This is a genomic window from Streptomyces sp. NBC_00091 (genome assembly GCF_026343185.1).
In the GTDB taxonomy this organism is placed as follows: Bacteria; Actinomycetota; Actinomycetes; order Streptomycetales; family Streptomycetaceae; genus Streptomyces.
Window position 1 is genome coordinate 726,669 of record NZ_JAPEMA010000002.1, and the last position, 15,052, is coordinate 741,720.

Annotated in this window: 10 protein-coding genes and 1 pseudogene; 1 reads left to right on the plus strand and 10 read right to left on the minus strand. The window is 69.9% G+C overall.

Annotated elements, in window-relative coordinates; all coding sequences use genetic code 11:
• Positions 1-77: 77 nt before the first annotated feature.
• The 10 genes and pseudogenes from OOK34_RS31025 to OOK34_RS31070 form a co-directional block, all read right to left on the minus strand.
• Positions 78-1,190: an FAD-binding oxidoreductase gene (locus OOK34_RS31025; RefSeq protein ID WP_267037488.1), complete on the minus strand. Its 1,113-nt coding sequence runs from the start codon at positions 1,188-1,190 to the stop codon at positions 78-80.
• Positions 1,187-2,155, minus strand: coding sequence for a hypothetical protein (locus OOK34_RS31030; protein ID WP_267037489.1), 969 nt, complete (start codon positions 2,153-2,155; stop codon positions 1,187-1,189). The genes OOK34_RS31025 and OOK34_RS31030 overlap by 4 nt, the downstream gene beginning before the upstream one ends.
• A 281-nt stretch (positions 2,156-2,436) precedes the next feature.
• Entirely contained in the window at positions 2,437-3,507 is a 1,071-nt protein-coding gene (locus tag OOK34_RS31035; RefSeq protein ID WP_323183513.1) for a polyketide synthase dehydratase domain-containing protein, read from the minus strand.
• A gap of 31 nt (positions 3,508-3,538) precedes the next feature.
• Positions 3,539-6,325: a LuxR family transcriptional regulator gene (locus tag OOK34_RS31040; protein ID WP_267037491.1), complete on the minus strand. Its 2,787-nt coding sequence runs from the start codon at positions 6,323-6,325 to the stop codon at positions 3,539-3,541.
• A 428-nt stretch (positions 6,326-6,753) separates the two neighbouring features.
• Positions 6,754-6,876, minus strand: a pseudogene (locus OOK34_RS31045) (SAM-dependent methyltransferase); the annotation flags it as partial.
• Between the two features lie 222 nt (positions 6,877-7,098).
• A complete protein-coding gene (locus OOK34_RS31050) occupies positions 7,099-7,956 on the minus strand; it encodes a phytanoyl-CoA dioxygenase family protein (protein ID WP_267037492.1) in 858 nt (285 codons plus the stop codon).
• A 25-nt stretch (positions 7,957-7,981) separates the two neighbouring features.
• Positions 7,982-8,911, minus strand: a complete 930-nt coding sequence (locus OOK34_RS31055) for a phytanoyl-CoA dioxygenase family protein (RefSeq protein WP_267037493.1) — start codon at positions 8,909-8,911, stop codon at positions 7,982-7,984.
• Complete coding sequence (locus OOK34_RS31060) at positions 8,908-12,180, minus strand: lantibiotic dehydratase (protein ID WP_267037494.1); 3,273 nt, start codon at positions 12,178-12,180, stop codon at positions 8,908-8,910. Before OOK34_RS31060 ends, OOK34_RS31055 begins: the two co-directional genes overlap by 4 nt.
• A gap of 77 nt (positions 12,181-12,257) precedes the next feature.
• Positions 12,258-13,598 carry a lanthionine synthetase C family protein gene (locus OOK34_RS31065; protein WP_267037495.1) on the minus strand — a complete coding sequence of 447 codons (1,341 nt, stop codon included), beginning with the start codon at positions 13,596-13,598 and terminating at the stop codon, positions 12,258-12,260.
• A gap of 19 nt (positions 13,599-13,617) precedes the next feature.
• Entirely contained in the window at positions 13,618-13,803 is a 186-nt protein-coding gene (locus tag OOK34_RS31070) for a hypothetical protein (RefSeq protein ID WP_267037496.1), read from the minus strand.
• A 162-nt stretch (positions 13,804-13,965) separates the two neighbouring features.
• On the opposite strand from OOK34_RS31070, the gene OOK34_RS31075 reads away from it, so the two are divergent.
• Entirely contained in the window at positions 13,966-15,048 is a 1,083-nt protein-coding gene (locus tag OOK34_RS31075; RefSeq protein ID WP_267037497.1) for an NAD-dependent epimerase/dehydratase family protein, read from the plus strand.
• Positions 15,049-15,052 lie beyond the last annotated feature (4 nt).

Here is a 15,052-nt window from a genome sequence, read left to right on the forward strand (position 1 = left end):
GCTCACCCGGCGCCGCGACGAAGTCCTGCGCTTCTTCAACGGCCTCGCGTTGCTCGCCGTCCGCACCTACCCTTTTCCTACCCGGTCTCGGCCGAACCACTGAGGCAGCGGGCGGTGGAGAGGCCCGCCGTGCCGGTCCAGGATTCCTTGTCGAGCACGAGGTTTCGGATGATCTCTCCGGCGGCAGGTGCTTGACACAGTCCCTGACCAGAGAATCCAGCCGCGTAGAAGAACCGACGGGAGCGATCGCGACCGATGAAAGCCATCCCGTCCGGACTTACATCGAGGTCTCCGCTCCACCCGTGCTCGAGGCGGTTGCCGGCGAGGGCCGGGAAGGTCGTGCCGAGGTGGTGTGACACCCGTTGCAGCCAGGCCTGTCGGCTTTCGTCCGGAGCCGGGCGGCCCATCCCGACGAGAATGCGGTCTCCCCAGCTTCGAATACGCAGACTGGACGGGTGCATGGTCATCGGCAGGGCGTTGCGCGGACCACTACCGGGGGTGTCGGCCAGGAGCATGTCGACGGGGTACGTGGTCACAGGAATGTGTACGTCGGCCATGGCGGCGACCGTTCCCGCCCAGGGACCTGCCGCGCAGACGATGGTGTCGGCGCGGATGCTTCCCGTCGGCGTGTGGACCCGCCCGTCTGGGTCGATGCCGGTGACGGGTGTTTCCGTGCGCAGGATGGCGCCGGCCTGCTGGGCGGCTGTGGCGTAGCCGCGCACGATCGCGGCGGGGTCGCAGGCGTAGGCCTCGGGCGACCAGGCCGCCGCCAGGATGGTTCGCTCGTCGACCAGCGGGTTGAGCCGCGCTGCTTCAGCAGCGGTCACGAGTTCGACATCCACCCCAGCTGCCCGCTGGGAAGCTTGGGTGTGCCGGAAGTCCTGCACCTGGTGTTCGTCGGTGAACAGCACGAGTAGGCCGATGCGCTTCAAGCCCAGGTCGGTTCCGGTCCGTTCGGTGAAGGCGTGGTAGGCCTCCAGGCTCCGGACGGCGAGGCTGCTGATGAGTGCGTTGCCGGGAAAGTAGGTACGCACAACTCCCGCAGTGGTCCCGGACGATCCCGATCCGAGCTCGCCACGCTCCAGCAGGACGGTGCCGACGCCTGACTCGGCGAGCTGGCACGCTATCGAGTTGCCGATGACGCCGCCGCCGATGACGACGGCGTCCGCGCGCTCGGGAAGCTGACTCACGGCTGGCGGACCGATTCATCGGGGCGCAGTTGGCGCAGGTGATCTCCGGAATCCCACGGGTACAGGTGCAGATTCCAACCACCCAAGCAGTTGATGTAGAGCGCCAGCTGGCTCGCCACACTCAGGAAGTCATCGCGATCGAGCTGGTCGAGGCAGTTCAGGAATCGCTGGGTGAAACTCCAAAGCTGCTCCAGGCCACAGTAGCCGAGGAACTCGGCCGGAATGCCGACCAGCAGGCGCGTCATGTGACGCAATGAATCCATCGGCATGCCCTGGACCGCGGCCCGGACCAGACCACCGTAGGTGGCATACCCCAGCGGACGGGTCTCACCGTTGACGAACAACAGAGTGGGCAGCACCGTCTCAAAGCTTCCCGCCCCGGAAGGAATCGACCCCGCGTGGAGGTCTGCGAGCTCCTTTGGTTCGGACAGCCAAGCCTGCTTGGTCGCGGTGTACACGTCGTGGATGAGACGGCTCGCGTCGGGATCTGCGGCGGTCAGTTGCGGAATGCGGTGGCCGCCTTCGGTTCCCGCCTTGCGGACCTCCACCAGGATCGGCTTCTTCGTCGAATAGACCGAATCCCAGGTCGCCCGCCCGGCCTCCTGTAGTGCCGGCATGTCCTCTTGCCGGATCCGGCCCACCGGGGATGCCGGCATCGGTTCGGTCAGCGTTCCGTACTTGATGCCCAAATGCTGGAGCGCGGAGCAGAATACGGTCCCATCGGGTGCATCGCGTCGATCTGCTATCCGAGTGGACGCGGACAGATGCAGCAGCGACGGGATCGGTGCCGCGTGATAGAGATGCTCTCCCGCCACCAGCGCGTGTCCCTGCAGACTCTGGTAAGGCAATGCCTCCCACAGCGCGTCGGCAAGTTCAGGGTTACGGCCGTCGAGTTCCGCGGTCACGACGATGCCCAGGTCGGGCCAGGCTATCTCGATCTGCCGGCCGGAAAACGTTTCAGTCAAGGTTTTTCCTTCGCTCGGGCTGACCTGTATGAAAAGTCCCTGCGATCGCGCCTCAACGTACCGGCGATCAACTGGGGTCCGACCCCTGATCCCCCCCCTATCGGGCGGACCCCCTACCCCAGCGCGCCGCGCCGCGACGGGCTCTGACAAGGCTTCAGCAACGGGCCTGGGACCACATCTCCATACTGTTTCCTTACTGGTTCTTGATTGCCCTTGCACCCTTGGGAGCTCTCGCCACAGGAAGGGATCCGGGTTGAACGTCTCAACGACCCTGTGAGTGCTCACAGTTGCAGGGCAGCAGCTGTACTTCCTCGCTGAGGGCGGCCGGTTCCCTTGACCGAAGCGATAGGGGAACCCCTATCTTCGCCATTCGGCTTGTGCCCAACCGCCGCGCCCTGCAGCGGGAGGACGGTGTCCGGTTCCACCACGGTCTGTCCGTCGGTGAGGTCGTGGTCGACCAGGGACGCGTCCGGGGTGTGCGGGTGGGCGGCGCGTTGATCGAGTCGGACGCGGTGGTGGACGCCACGGGGCGTCGCTCGCCGCTGGTCGGCGCCTTCACCAAGGAGGTGGACCTGGAGGCCCGCGTCGAGCAGGGCCGGGTGCAGCCCGAACCGGGCCGCCTCCTGGACGAGTTGCTCAGGCAGCCGCAGCTCGGCGAAGATCTCGTCGCCCCGGCGCCAGACCGAGGTGACTCCCCGGAACGCGGGCCCGTAGCCGTATCCGAGATCGGCCATCCGGGCACAGCCGTCGGTGATGTCGACGGTGGTCTCGCCGGCCGGCGGCCAGGCCGCCGTCTCCGCTCCGGTGATCGGAAGCGCGGTGGGCGCGGTGGGCGCGGTGGCGGTAGGGGTGCCGGCCGCGTGGCGGGTCCAGCCGGATTCGTCCGTGCTGATGCGCGCGCCGCCGTCCGTCCGGGAGTGGACGCGGAACTCGCGCCGTCCCGTGGGGCCGGGCGGGCCGACCCTGACCTGGATCCGCGGTTCCTCGCCTTCGTGGAGAACCAGCGGTGCCTGGAGCGTGAGTTCCTCCACCGCGGGGTGGCCGCAGCGTTCACCGGCCCGGAGCGCGAGGTCCGCGCAGGCTGTCCCGGGCAACAGCGCCACGCCGGAGACCCGGTGGTCGGTCAGCCAGGGCAGCGCCTGGGCGCGGAGCCGGCCGGTGAGCACCAGTTCGTCGGTGTCGGCGAGCGCGACCTCCGCGCCGAGCAGCGGATGGTCAGCCGCTTCCGGGCCCGCGCGGCGTCCGGGTTCTGGTCGGCGTCCGCTTCGGCCTCCGCGTCCAGGACACGACGCGCCCCGGGAGGTCGCCGATGAGCGGCCGGGGGCAGGCGGCGGCGACCGCGCCGTGCGCACCTCGGCCAGCGAATCGGCGCCCGCATGCGATTCAGTGGTCCGCTGGGCCCACCAGGCTCAGCTCCACCGGCAGGCCGAAGCGACTACTTACTCCGAGTTTTCGGTAAGTCTTGGTGAGATGCTGCTCCACCGTGCTCATCGTGATGAATAGAATTTGACTTATCTCACGGTTGCTCCGCCCCTGTACCGCCAGAGCCGCGACCTTACGCTCGGATTCACTGAGCAAGGCGAACCTGTGGATTCCATTCTGCAACGTTGGAGTATCGCCCGCTTCTTCTGTGCTACCGGAATTTTGCAGCCTTCGGTAGAGCGGTTCGGCCCCACACATCTTGGCCATCTGCTTTGCTTGATGTGCACTGAGTCTGAATTCGGAGAAACGGCCGCACTCAAGCTCGGCGTCACTCGAATCAGCGAGCGCAATGGCCAACTCAAGCCGATCCCCGGATTCGAGTAACACCTTGACCGCGTCTCTCAGCATGAAAGCTCGGTCTGGATTCTTCAACGTCGCGGCCATGATCCGCAGGGAGCGACCACGCACTCGCCTGTCGTCGACGTTCGCCATCCTCAACTGATCCTCGAGGACGGCTTTGGCGCTGAGTGAATCGTCGAGACGCAACCACGCCTCCGCCAGGTCACTCCGCCATGGGACAAAATTTGGAAGGTCGAGAATGCTTCCAGCGAGAAAGCGACCGCATGCCTGAAAATCCGCCAATGCCGCGTACGGGCGGTTATTTTCGATGTAAAAACGTCCACGCGCATGCAAGAAGTGCAACCAGAATGGATTTCGATGCACCTCAGGAAGCGCCTCCTTTATGAGTGTCTCCGCTTCGTCCATTTTGCCCATGGCCGTGGTGGCGTAGACGAGACAGGACAGCGGTAACCCGAGGGCTGCACCCCAGTTGTGTTGAGGCATCACGGTCAAGGCTCGGCAAGAGTGTCGCTCGGCATCAGCCAAGTCACCCCTGCGTACCGCCACCAGCCCCTGGACAGCCGCGAGCATCGCCACCCAAGCCACGGCCTGATGCGCTTCGGCCTCCGGCCTGAGCGTTTCGCACCAGCGCTGGGCATCGTCCAATCTGTTGTCAAAGGTGAGAACGAGCAGAGCAGACAGCACAGTGACCGGTAGAGCGTCGGCGATTCTGCAGCACTGCAGGACCTGTTCGGCACTCTTTACGAGGTCGCTCCACGAATCACACTCGGCTGTCTCCTCGGTGCAATGCGCCGTGGTGGCTTCATCGGCACCGTCTGTTCCCTTGAGAGGCACCACCCATCGAATCCACTGACGCGCGAGCATCAACTCGGCAGCACCGGTCAAGTCGAACTCGTCTTCTCGCGCGCCAACCTGCTCAAGCACGATGGCCGCCTCGTCAGCCCGGCCTTGCCAGGCAAGGAAGGTACTGAGCGCCACAATGCTGCGATCGGCCAGACTCCCGTCTTTGAGCAAGGCATACAGCGGCAGCAGCAGTGAGGTCACCGCGGTTGGGTTCCCAAGCCACAAGACCCGGGCCAGCGCCCCCATGACCTCGGCCCGCTCCTGAATGTCACCACAGGCTTGATGGGCAACCTCGAGAAACTCGGCCGCGCGACTCGGATTCCCTTCCCTCAGCGCTTGCCAGGCCGCGTTACGGAGGACGTCCACGGACCACCTTCCCGCGATGCCCCCCGCGGCAACCAGGCGTTCCGCAACCTCCGATGGCGCCGCCCCATCGGAGTGAAGCAGCAGCGCGGTGCGCTCATACAGTGCGGCGAGCTCCTCACCATCAAGCCCACTCAACGCAGCGGCCCGGGCATCCGGGTGGCAGAACCATCCGGAGCGGAGCAGTCCCGTGCCGGCAAGAGCGTTCAACGCCTCCACCACAGTCCGCTGCTCACTTTTGAGCAGCCGCACCAGCACGGCAGCCGATGCCGGAGCACCGAGGACGGCCAAGCCACGAGCCACATCGAGTAATTGAGGATCCCAGCGGTGCAGGCAAGCCTCAACAGCCACCTTGAAGTGATCCCCTATGAGCACTTCATCCTTCGCGGAAACCGACTCGACGTCTCCGGAGTCACGCTCATCGAACCCGTGGGACTGATCCTGGAACAGCGCTTGCAGGAGCAGTGGACTGCCACCTGTCGCCGCCAGGAAGGAAGGAGCAAGCCGCTCCGCGCTCGCCTCGCCCAGACGTCGCTGCCGCAGCCAATCGGTCACGCCGGCAAGAGAGAGTGACTCCAGACTCAAGAGATGAAAGTATGGCTGCTTGATGAATTCAGCCAATACCAGTGGAGGCCTGGAGCTGAATATCCGCCACTCGGTAAATACAGCGACGACAGGACTCGATGCGAGTCGGCGCAATACCAAAAAGATGGCTTGCAAACTGGCCGGATCCGCATACTGCGTATCATCGACAGCCAGCACCAAAGGCCGCCCACCAGCAGCCTCGAGGAGAATCGCCGTCAGCTCATCCACCGCGCAAACACTCAGCGAAAAGTCTCGGGGGTCTGCTTCTTGTGAAGCCAGGAGGCGCTCGATCCGCTCCCCCATCTCAGCGCTCAGCTCAATGGAGCGAAATAACTGCGCCAGCACGTCTAAGCAGTGGACTTGCCCAGAACGGGCCCCCGACGCACTCAACACCAAGGCGCCGATGTTCTTTGCGTACCCAGAGAATCTGGACAAGAGTGCCGTTTTCCCCGCACCGCCCGGGCCCGATACGAGGGCAACCGTTCGGCCGTGCGTCGTGCATTCATTCAGGATTCGCTTCAGGGTTTGAAGCTCAATACGCTCCTCGATCGCGATCACTAAACAGCCCCCGTTTTGCCTTGTATTCACTTTGACCACTTAACTGTATCTTCAACGTAACTTCACTCCCGGCGAGCAGTCAAGATCCCCCCAGTACCGCGAGGCGCTGCGGCTCAAGCCTTCCTCGACGCCTGCGACGAGCTGGGGCGGGGTCGGCGGGGGCGTGGTCGTACGGGGAGATGCCCGCGGCCTGGATGCGGCCGTCCCAGGCGTGGCGGAAGGAGTCGGTGCTGGTGCGGGGCGGGGCGACCAGGCCGCGTACAACACGGACACGCCGGCCGGGTCGGCGAAGTAGCCATCCTTGCGGACGGTGAGGACGAGCGCCGCAACGAGGGGTACCCGAGGCTGATCGTGTGGCCGCCGGTGCGTTCGGTTCGGTTCGGCACGGACCGGAGCGGCTGTCGGTGGCGGTGCCGGTGGCGGCGGGCGTGCTCCAGGTGCTGACAGGGCTGCTGAACATCGCCGGGCACATCGACGCCAAGGGCGCGGCGGCCTCGTGCGGCCGGGGCGGCGACGAGCCGGCCGGGGCCGCAGCCGATGTCGAGGACGGCGCCGTGGCAGCGGGCGAGGACGCTCTCGTCGGCGGCGTCTCTACTCTCTTCCGGCCCCGACGCCACTTGCTCACGGTCGGTGACTACCACACCGAGATGACCGCACGGTTCCGCGTCTGGAAGACCGTCACCGGCATGGCCACGACCGGCTGACCGGGAAGACCCCTCCGGGCCAGCCGCACCTCCGCACACCCCAACTCGCCAGTCACAGCAACCACTTGACGACGCCGCCGCCCCGCTCGGGATCCGCCGTCACCCGGTTCAGTGCGCGGAAGGCGCCGCCTCCTGCTCCTCCGCGACCATGCCCAGCTCCCGCATGCGGCCGATGGTCCGGTCGTGCCGTTCGTCCCCGAGGCCCGTGGTCAGCCAGGCCGGTGCGTACCGCGGGTACCTTGCCGGGTCGTACGGGAGGTCCAGCCCGGATTCGTCGACGGCCGCCATCTGCCGACGGAAGCGCTCGGTCTCCTCCGGGGTCTGCGGGTCCCTGACGTAGCTGACCGTCCACTGGTGGCGGTCGATGCCGCCGAGCGTCGCGTGCCAGAGGTGCCAGTCGAAGGCCACGACGTCGCCCGGCCGGGTCTCCAGCACCTGGAGGGGGAGCCCGGCGAGCTGGCGGCGCAGGCGCTTGCCGTCCCACTCACCCGCCCAGACGCCGGACTCGCGGTGCCATCCGGCCAGTACGGCGCTGTAGTCGGCGTGGTGGGAGCCGGGCAGCACCCGAAGCGCACCTGTGTCGCCCGTCACGTGCTCCAGGTACATGATGAGCTTGACGCCGGACATCCCGGGGACCGCGTCCTTGTGCAGGGGGGCCTCCCGGTAGAAGAGGACGCTTTCCGCGAAGGTCGGCAGCACGTTCCCGACGAGTTGCCCGGCCGTGTCGAGGAACCGGGGGTCCTCCAGCAGGGACAGGCTGAGCGGCGTCCGGTCCGGCGTCATCATGGGCAGGTAGCGGCCGGGGATCCCGCCCCCGTCGGTCCGCTCGTCGGTGGCGAAGGCGTCGGCGTGGGCCCGTCGGACCTCCTCCGTCAGGCGTCCGGTCTCGTCGTCGTCCAGGAGTCGCGGCAGCACGACGTAGCCGAAGTTGCGGTAGTGCTCGATCTGCTCCCGGGAGAGTCGCATCGGTGGATCTTCCTTCCTCGCCGGCTTACGCCGTCGGTCCTTGGGGGCTGTCGGGGAGCAACGCGGCTCGGGCGGTGCGGACGGCCTTGTCCTCCGCCGGGTTCAGCGCGCGGTCGTCTTCGTCCGCCCAGCGCGCCCAGACGGAATCCTCGGGTGAGGTGAAGCCCGCGTTCTGGCGCAGGTTGATGGTGTCGTCGCGGCCCAACAGCCGCAGGGCCCGCCGGTCGCCGGTGCGGCGCGCGGTGCGGGCGAGGGCGGTGCAGTTGGGGCCGGTGAAGGTGTCGTCCTGGCGCATCGCGGAGGTGTTGAATCCGATGCCGAGGAACTGCCGCTCCTCCGCCAGGACGCTGTGCGAGCCGGAGTGCAGCAGGTTGTGGTGGATGACGACGAGGTGGCCCGGCCGGGTGGCCAGCAGTCGCTCCTCGGGGTGGGGCCGGTCCAGCGCGTCGGTGGCGATCGTCACGGCGCGGCGGTGGGAGCCGGGCACGACGCGGAGGGGGCCCGCGTCGTCCGTCATGGGCTGGAGATAGAGGAAGCAGATGATCAGCAGGGGGTGGGCGTAGCCGCCCTGTGGGAAGGAGCCGAAGCGGTCGCGGTGCCAGTGCACCGGCAGGCCGCGGAGTTCGGTCTCCATCGCCGGGGCCCCGAACAGCACGGTGCTGTCCAGTTGGACCCGGGGGCCCATGGCGGCTTCCGCGAACCGCAGCAGCCGGGGCTGGCTGACCGCCGGCCAGACCTCCTGGGGATAGCGCTCCACCAGGTTGGTGACGAACAGCGGCCGGTCGTCGGTGCCGTCGGTGAACTGTGTGTCGGCGACGGCCCGTTCGCGCAGCCTCCGGAATCCGGCCACGTCCTGTTCGGTGAACAGGCCGTCGAGCACTATGTAACCGTCTTCCCGGAATGCCTCGGCGGCTCGTGCGACGTCCTCGGGACGGTCGAGCAGATGGGTGATCACGGACTTTCCACGCTCCTCTTGTCTCGTGCCGTCCCGGCCCGTTCGTCCGCCACCGCTCTCCGGTGGGCCGCCGCGCGCAGCGCCTGCACCCAGAGCGTGTACATCCGGTTTTCCCATTCGCGGGCGATGCCGAAGAGTCGGTTGGCGTGCATGTGCGCGAGGCTCGCGTGGATCTCACGCGGGGGCCGCCACAGTTCCCCGGCCCGGTGCAGCCTGTCCGCCGTGCCGGCGGCTGCGGGCAGCAGGTCGGCGTACGGGCGGAGGAGGTCCGGCGGCGGGGCATCTTCCCCGGGCCCGGCGGGCGCGGGGTGGTCCGCGGCGGTGATCCGCAGGCCGAGCCGGCGGACGAGGCTGCGGACGGTGTCGTCCGCGCGGTGGCCCTCGCTCAGGTCGGCTGCCAGGGAGAGGCGTTCGGCGAGGTCGAGTCCCCAGTGGGCGAAGAAACGGTCCAGGGTGAAGGTGGCCTCCATGAGGCGGTCCGGGCCGGGTTCTGCGGCCCGCGCATCGCCGAGTACGGCCGCGCAGACCGTGCTGTCGGCGCCGAACGCGCGCTCCATGGCGGCGAGCGCGGCCGGACCGCCGTACCGTTCGGTCTCCGGCCGGTAGGTGTCGACCGCGACGGCGGGCAGCCCCTCGGCCTCGGCCGCCTCGCGGGCCCAGCGCAGGGCCCGGGTCAGCACGATTTCCCCCGCCTCCGGGCCGGCGCCACGCAGCCGCAGGCGCAGGTGGTGGTCCGGATCGGCGTACCGCATCCAGAACCAGCGGTCCAGCAGGCCGTCGTCCTCGAGATTCCGGACGAGGCCAGGGACATGGCCGGACGCCAGGCGTTCGAGCTGCTCCGGCGTGCCGTAGAGCTTGAGGTACGCCCAGTCGCCGCCGGGCAGGTACCGGCGGTCCGCCGGGGCGAGGACCCGGTCGGATCGGCGAGCGGGGCCCTTGCCGGCGGTCGTCGCCTCCGTCGGCGCGTTTCCGGCGCGGAGGCTTCCCGTTGTCACCACCGGGACAACGACCTCGGAGAGGTAGGGCGCCCCGGCCCCGTCCCGCAGCCACAGGTGATCGAAGTCGGGCAGCATCTCCTGGATGGCGACCCTTCGCCGTCCCTGTTCCCGGGCCCGGCGCAGCTGGGCGGCCAGTTCGGCGGCGAAGGCGGGGTGTTCCAGGTCCAGGAGCAGGCGGTTGTCGAATTCGACCAGGTACACGTGGCGCGGCACGCGCCACTCCCGGCGCCAGCGCTGGATGCCACGGAACCAGCGCTCGTCCGCGCTGCCCGAGCCCTCCGGGACCACCGTGGTGTCGGTGACGTTCCACTGGGCGGGGCTCAGCACGATCCGGTCCCGGACCAGGCGCGGCAGGAACGGGGCCTTGCCGACGCCGCCCCAGTGGAAGACGGACGGCAGGGGGCGGGCGTCCTCCGCGATTTCGAGCAGGAACCGGCAGACGTTCGGCGCCTGCATGAGGGTAAGCATGTGGCTTTGTCCGACGGCCAGTCGACGGCCCAGCCGCCGGGAGCGGACGACGAACCGCCCGCCCTCGACTCCCACCGTGAGGTCGGACAGCGGCAGCACGCGGTCCGCGGGCACGGACGGCGCCACGTTGACGGCGATCTCGTAGGGCCGGACGACCGGGTGGAGGGCGACGTTCGCCGCCCGGCCCGCGCTGGGCAGGTAGCTGAGCTCGACGGGCAGGGCTCCCTCGGCGCGCGCCTCAGCCTCGTAGAGCTCCCGCAGGGCCGAGAGTTCGGCCTCGTCCAGCAGGTCGTGGAAGCGGCTGAGGGAGCGGCCGCCCGGTGCCAGGGGGGTGACTCCGAGGACGGCCCGCCAGTCGCCGCGGTCGAGGTGCTCCCGGCTGCGGGCGTGCAGTTGGATGAACACGTCGAGGGTGGACGGGGCGGGCGAGTCGGCGGGTGTCCAGCGGGTGAGCCGGGTGATCAGGTCGTCGGTCAGCTCGACCTCCGTCTCCCCGGAGTTGAGGGCGCCGCTGACGACGCGCAGCAGGATGTCGTCGCGCTCCTGTTCACGGGCGGGGGGCGCGGGGCTGGGGGGGCGCACGGGGCGCGGTTCGGTGTAGGTGGCGGGTGGTCCGAGCCCGGTTTCGGGCGACAACAACTCCTCCACGGGCACCTGGGCCCCGATGCCGTACCGCTCCAGGAAGGCGTCCCGGTAGGTCGACAGGTGGTCGTGTCCGTGCGGGAACCGGCCCAGGCGCAGCAAGATCTCCGCGGCGTCGGCGGCGGCCCGGGCCACGTCCCGGTGCAGGGTGCGGCCGACGGTGGCGAGGCGTGCGTCGGCCTGTGCGGCGGGCGTGGTGGTGCACAGCGCGTGCTGGCTGCGGTGGAGGGCGCGCAGTGCGTCGTCGGCGTCCGCGGGCGCGGCGCGGTCGAGGCTGGCGGTGCAGGCGAGGACGTCGTCCAGGGCCGCGGTGAACGATGCGCCGCCGGGGAGGCGGTCGACCGCGTCGCGCACGGAGCGGGTGGGGTCGGGGTCGGTGGGTGACGGGCGGAGGGCGCCCACGAGGAAGTGGCTTTCCCAGAGCTTGCCGAGGAGAGCGGCGATCCGTCGCGGACCTGCCTGGGGGAACTCGGCGGCGAGCTTGGCGTGCAGGTCCCCGAAGGCGATCGGTTCCGTCGCGTGGTCGAGGACGGCGGCGACCGGCCGGGAGATCCGGACCGTGGCCCGCCGGAGGTCGCGGCGCCCGTAGACGTCGGCCTGCGGCAGGATGAGCCGGTCGTCCACGACGTGGCAGGCGCGGTTGACGTGGACGGGCAGGGCGGCGCGCAGCGTCTCGTCCTGTTCGACCCGTTCGATGACGCCGAGCAGCCAGCCGAAGTCGGCGCGGGTGCGGACGTCGGCGAGAGCGGTGGCGCCCAAGCGCTCGGTGCTGCTGTCGGCGAAGCGGCCGACGGAGACACCCGCGAACGCCCCGAATGGGGTGGGGCGTGTGCTCATGCGTGTGACGTAGCGCAGCAGCGCGGCGCGCGTGCGGGCGCGCCGCCGCGACTCCTGCGCGTCGGCGGGCGCATCGGACGGATCCGACCCGGCGAGCCGGTGCGCGACGGCGTCGGCCAGGGACGGGCTGGCGAGCCGGAGGGCGAGCCGCACGGCGGGCAGGGCGGCCGTGCGGAGCAGGTCCGCCTCCCACGTGCGCACTTCGGTACCAGGCCGGGGGCCGGCCTTTGAGAAGACGTCCGTGCTCAGTGCCGGGGCCCGCAGAACGTAGAACGGCGCGGGCTCGTACAGGGGCCGGCCCGGGGCCGCGGTGCGGACGGTCACGTGCGCTCTCTTTCCTTCACCATGGGTGGGGCGACGCATCCTTCGAAAGCGTGTGCCGCTTCGGCGGTGCCGCTCCGTCAGTCGATGAGCAGGCTGCGGTCCCACAGCGGGGCCGTGTCGGTGACGGCGGCCAGCATGCTCAGCAGCACGCCGCAGACGCCGGTGAGGAAGCCGGGGTCGTCCAGATGGACCCCCGGTCGTTCCTCGTCGCGGTAGCCGAGGGGGGTGGACGGGTCGTACTCGGCGATCAGCCGTGCCAGGGCCGCGTCCGCCGCCGCGCGGGCCCGGCCGCCGGGGTCGTCGGGGGCGAACAGGGTCCACAGCCGCAGCAGCCCGGCCGTGCCGTGGCAAAGACCCGGCGAGTCCCCGGCAGTGTGGTCGAGTTGGGGCCGGTGGTCGACTGCGGCACGGCGCAGGGCATGCCGCTTGAGGTCGTCCCGCCCTAGGGCGGTGCCCGTGTGCCAGAGGGCACGGGCGATGCCGAGGCCGCCGTAGCACCAGCCGGGACGGCCGGGCGGCTGCCCCGCATCCGTGGCGGGAGCGGGGGCCGGGACCGTGGCGGGCCAGTCGGGCGCGCCGTCCGGGGCGACGGGCTCCGTGCGGCGGGCGTACAACCAGTCGGCGGTGTCGCCGAGGGCGCGGTCGAGGGCCGGTCCGCCGTGGCCGGCGCGGCGGGCGAGAGCGAGGGCGGCGAGCGGGCCGGCGATGCCGTGAGCGAGGCCGAGGTCGTAGTGGCCACCGGGGTGTCCGTGGCCGTCGGCGTGCGCGGCGATCCGCCAGCGCGGCGCGTCGGGCGGACCGGCCAGCCGGACGAGGTGGTCGACGAGCACCGTGACGGCCTCCGTGACGGCCGGACCGGCGTCGGTGGCCGTGACGAGGTAGCCGAGCAGCCCGGCGGCGCCGTTGACCGCGTCGTAGTCGTGGTCCTGTACGCCGTCCTCGCCATGGCGCCAGGGGTGATCCCGGACGCGTTCGGCCAGCGCTCGGTCGAGGGAGCGCCGGACCGTGCGGTAGCGCGGGTCCATGGCCTCGGCCGCGGCGAAGGTCAGGGCCACGCCACCGAGGCCGCCGTGCATGCCCAGTCCGGCGATGGGCCGGGCCCGGGTGGCCTCGGCAAGGGTCTTCAGGTGTGTGTGGGCCGCGGCGTCCCAGCCCTCGCCGGGCAGGGCGCGGGCGAGTTCGGTCATCAGCAGGGCGACGCTGGGCAGCCCCGAGGACAGCGCGGTGGGCCAGAACTCGAAGCCGCCCGCCGACCGGCTCCGGGCCAGGTCCGCGTAACGGGGCGCCGCCTCCGGGTCACGCAGCAGGCCCGCCGCCTCGCGCACGATCCCGAGGGCCGTGTCACGTGGCGACGTGCGGACCGGGACGTCACGGCCGCGGCGGGTTGCGGGCACGACGGCCGGGACGTCCCGATTCATTTCGACGCTCTCCAGCCCGTCAGCGCCCGAACGCGGTCGGGTCGCCCTCGGGGCTCTCGGAGCCCGAACAGCACTTGGTCCAACGGCAGCTGTACGGGTGGGTGCACCACCAAGCAGTGGGCTCGGTGTCCAGGGCGTCCGGCGACGCGATGTGAATGTCGAGGTCGAACTCAGTGTCCAGGTCGATCAGCGTTGCGGATAACACGAACGGATCACTCCTTTTCGGAACATCTCTGAAACGTCTTTCAAGACGTGATCAAAAAAGCTAAGTTGCATTCGAACATGTGTCAACAGGCTTAAGGGACTGGGGGATCGAAGGACCGGTGTTCGTGCTTCTCGTCCAACAGGCCGTGAGCAAGGGGGAGTCATGCACGTCCTGGTACTCGGCGGAACGGGTTTCCTCGGCAGGCCCTTGGTGGCGCGTGCCCTGGCGCGCGGCCTGCGCGTCACCACGTTCAACCGCGGGACTCACGGTCCGGACCACCCGGACGCCGAGGTGGTGCGCGGTGACCGTACGCGGGCGCCGGACCTCCGGCGGCTGGCCGCGTGCGGCCCGTGGGACGTGGTGGTGGACACCTCGGGGATGCTCCCCCGGGACGTGCTCGCCTCGGCCCGAGAACTGGAGGGGGCCGCCGGCCGGTACGCGTTCGTCTCATCGCTGGCCGCCCTCGGCTGGCCGCGGACCGCGGTCACCGACGACTCCCGGTTACGGCGCTGCCCCTCCGACGCCGGTCTCGACGAGGCGGACTTCGACACCCTCAAGGCGGGCTGCGAACGGGCGGTCACGCAGGTCTTCGGACCGCGCTCCCTCATCGTCCGGCCGGGCCTCCTGCTCGGGCCGCACGAGGACCTGGGGCGACTGCCGCGGTGGCTGAACCGCGCCGCGCGGGGCGGCAGGATTCTTGCCCCGGGGCCGCCTGACCTGCCGCTGCGCTTCCTCGACGCGCGCGACCTGGCCCGCTGGCTGCTCGACGTCCTCGACGGCCCGCAGCCGGCCGGGGCGTTCAACGTCACCGGCCCGACGGGACAGACCACGCTCGGTGAACTGCTGACGCACTGCCTGGACGCCGTCTGCACCATTGGCGCGGAGACCGTCTGGGCCGACGGGGCCTTCCTACGGGCAAACGACATCCGTCCGTGGCTCGGCCTGCCGCTGTGGGCCGCCGACGACGCGGGGGCCTGGTCCGTGGACACCTCCCGCGCGGAAGCCGCCGGCCTGCGTACCCGACCCGTTGCCGAGACCGTGCGGGACACCTGGGCCTGGATGACGGCCGGCGGTACGGCGGGCCGGGACTACGCGGCCGGTGCCTACGCGATCACCCAGGCGCGGGAGGACGCCCTGCTCCGGGCCTGGGACACCCGGACCGACGGAGCGGGGACGCCGGACTCGAACGGCCGGGCCGGCGGTCGGGAGACGGGGGCCCGGGACGTCCGGGTGCGGCAGGCGTGACGGC

Coding starts and splice junctions, on each gene's coding strand:
- OOK34_RS31050 (WP_267037492.1), bottom strand. CDS start 7,956: ATGCGACTCTCCCGGGAGCAGATCGAGCACTACCGCAACTTCGGCTAC.
- OOK34_RS31065 (WP_267037495.1), bottom strand. CDS start 13,598: ATGAATCGGGACGTCCCGGCCGTCGTGCCCGCAACCCGCCGCGGCCGT.
- OOK34_RS31075 (WP_267037497.1), top strand. CDS start 13,966: ATGCACGTCCTGGTACTCGGCGGAACGGGTTTCCTCGGCAGGCCCTTG.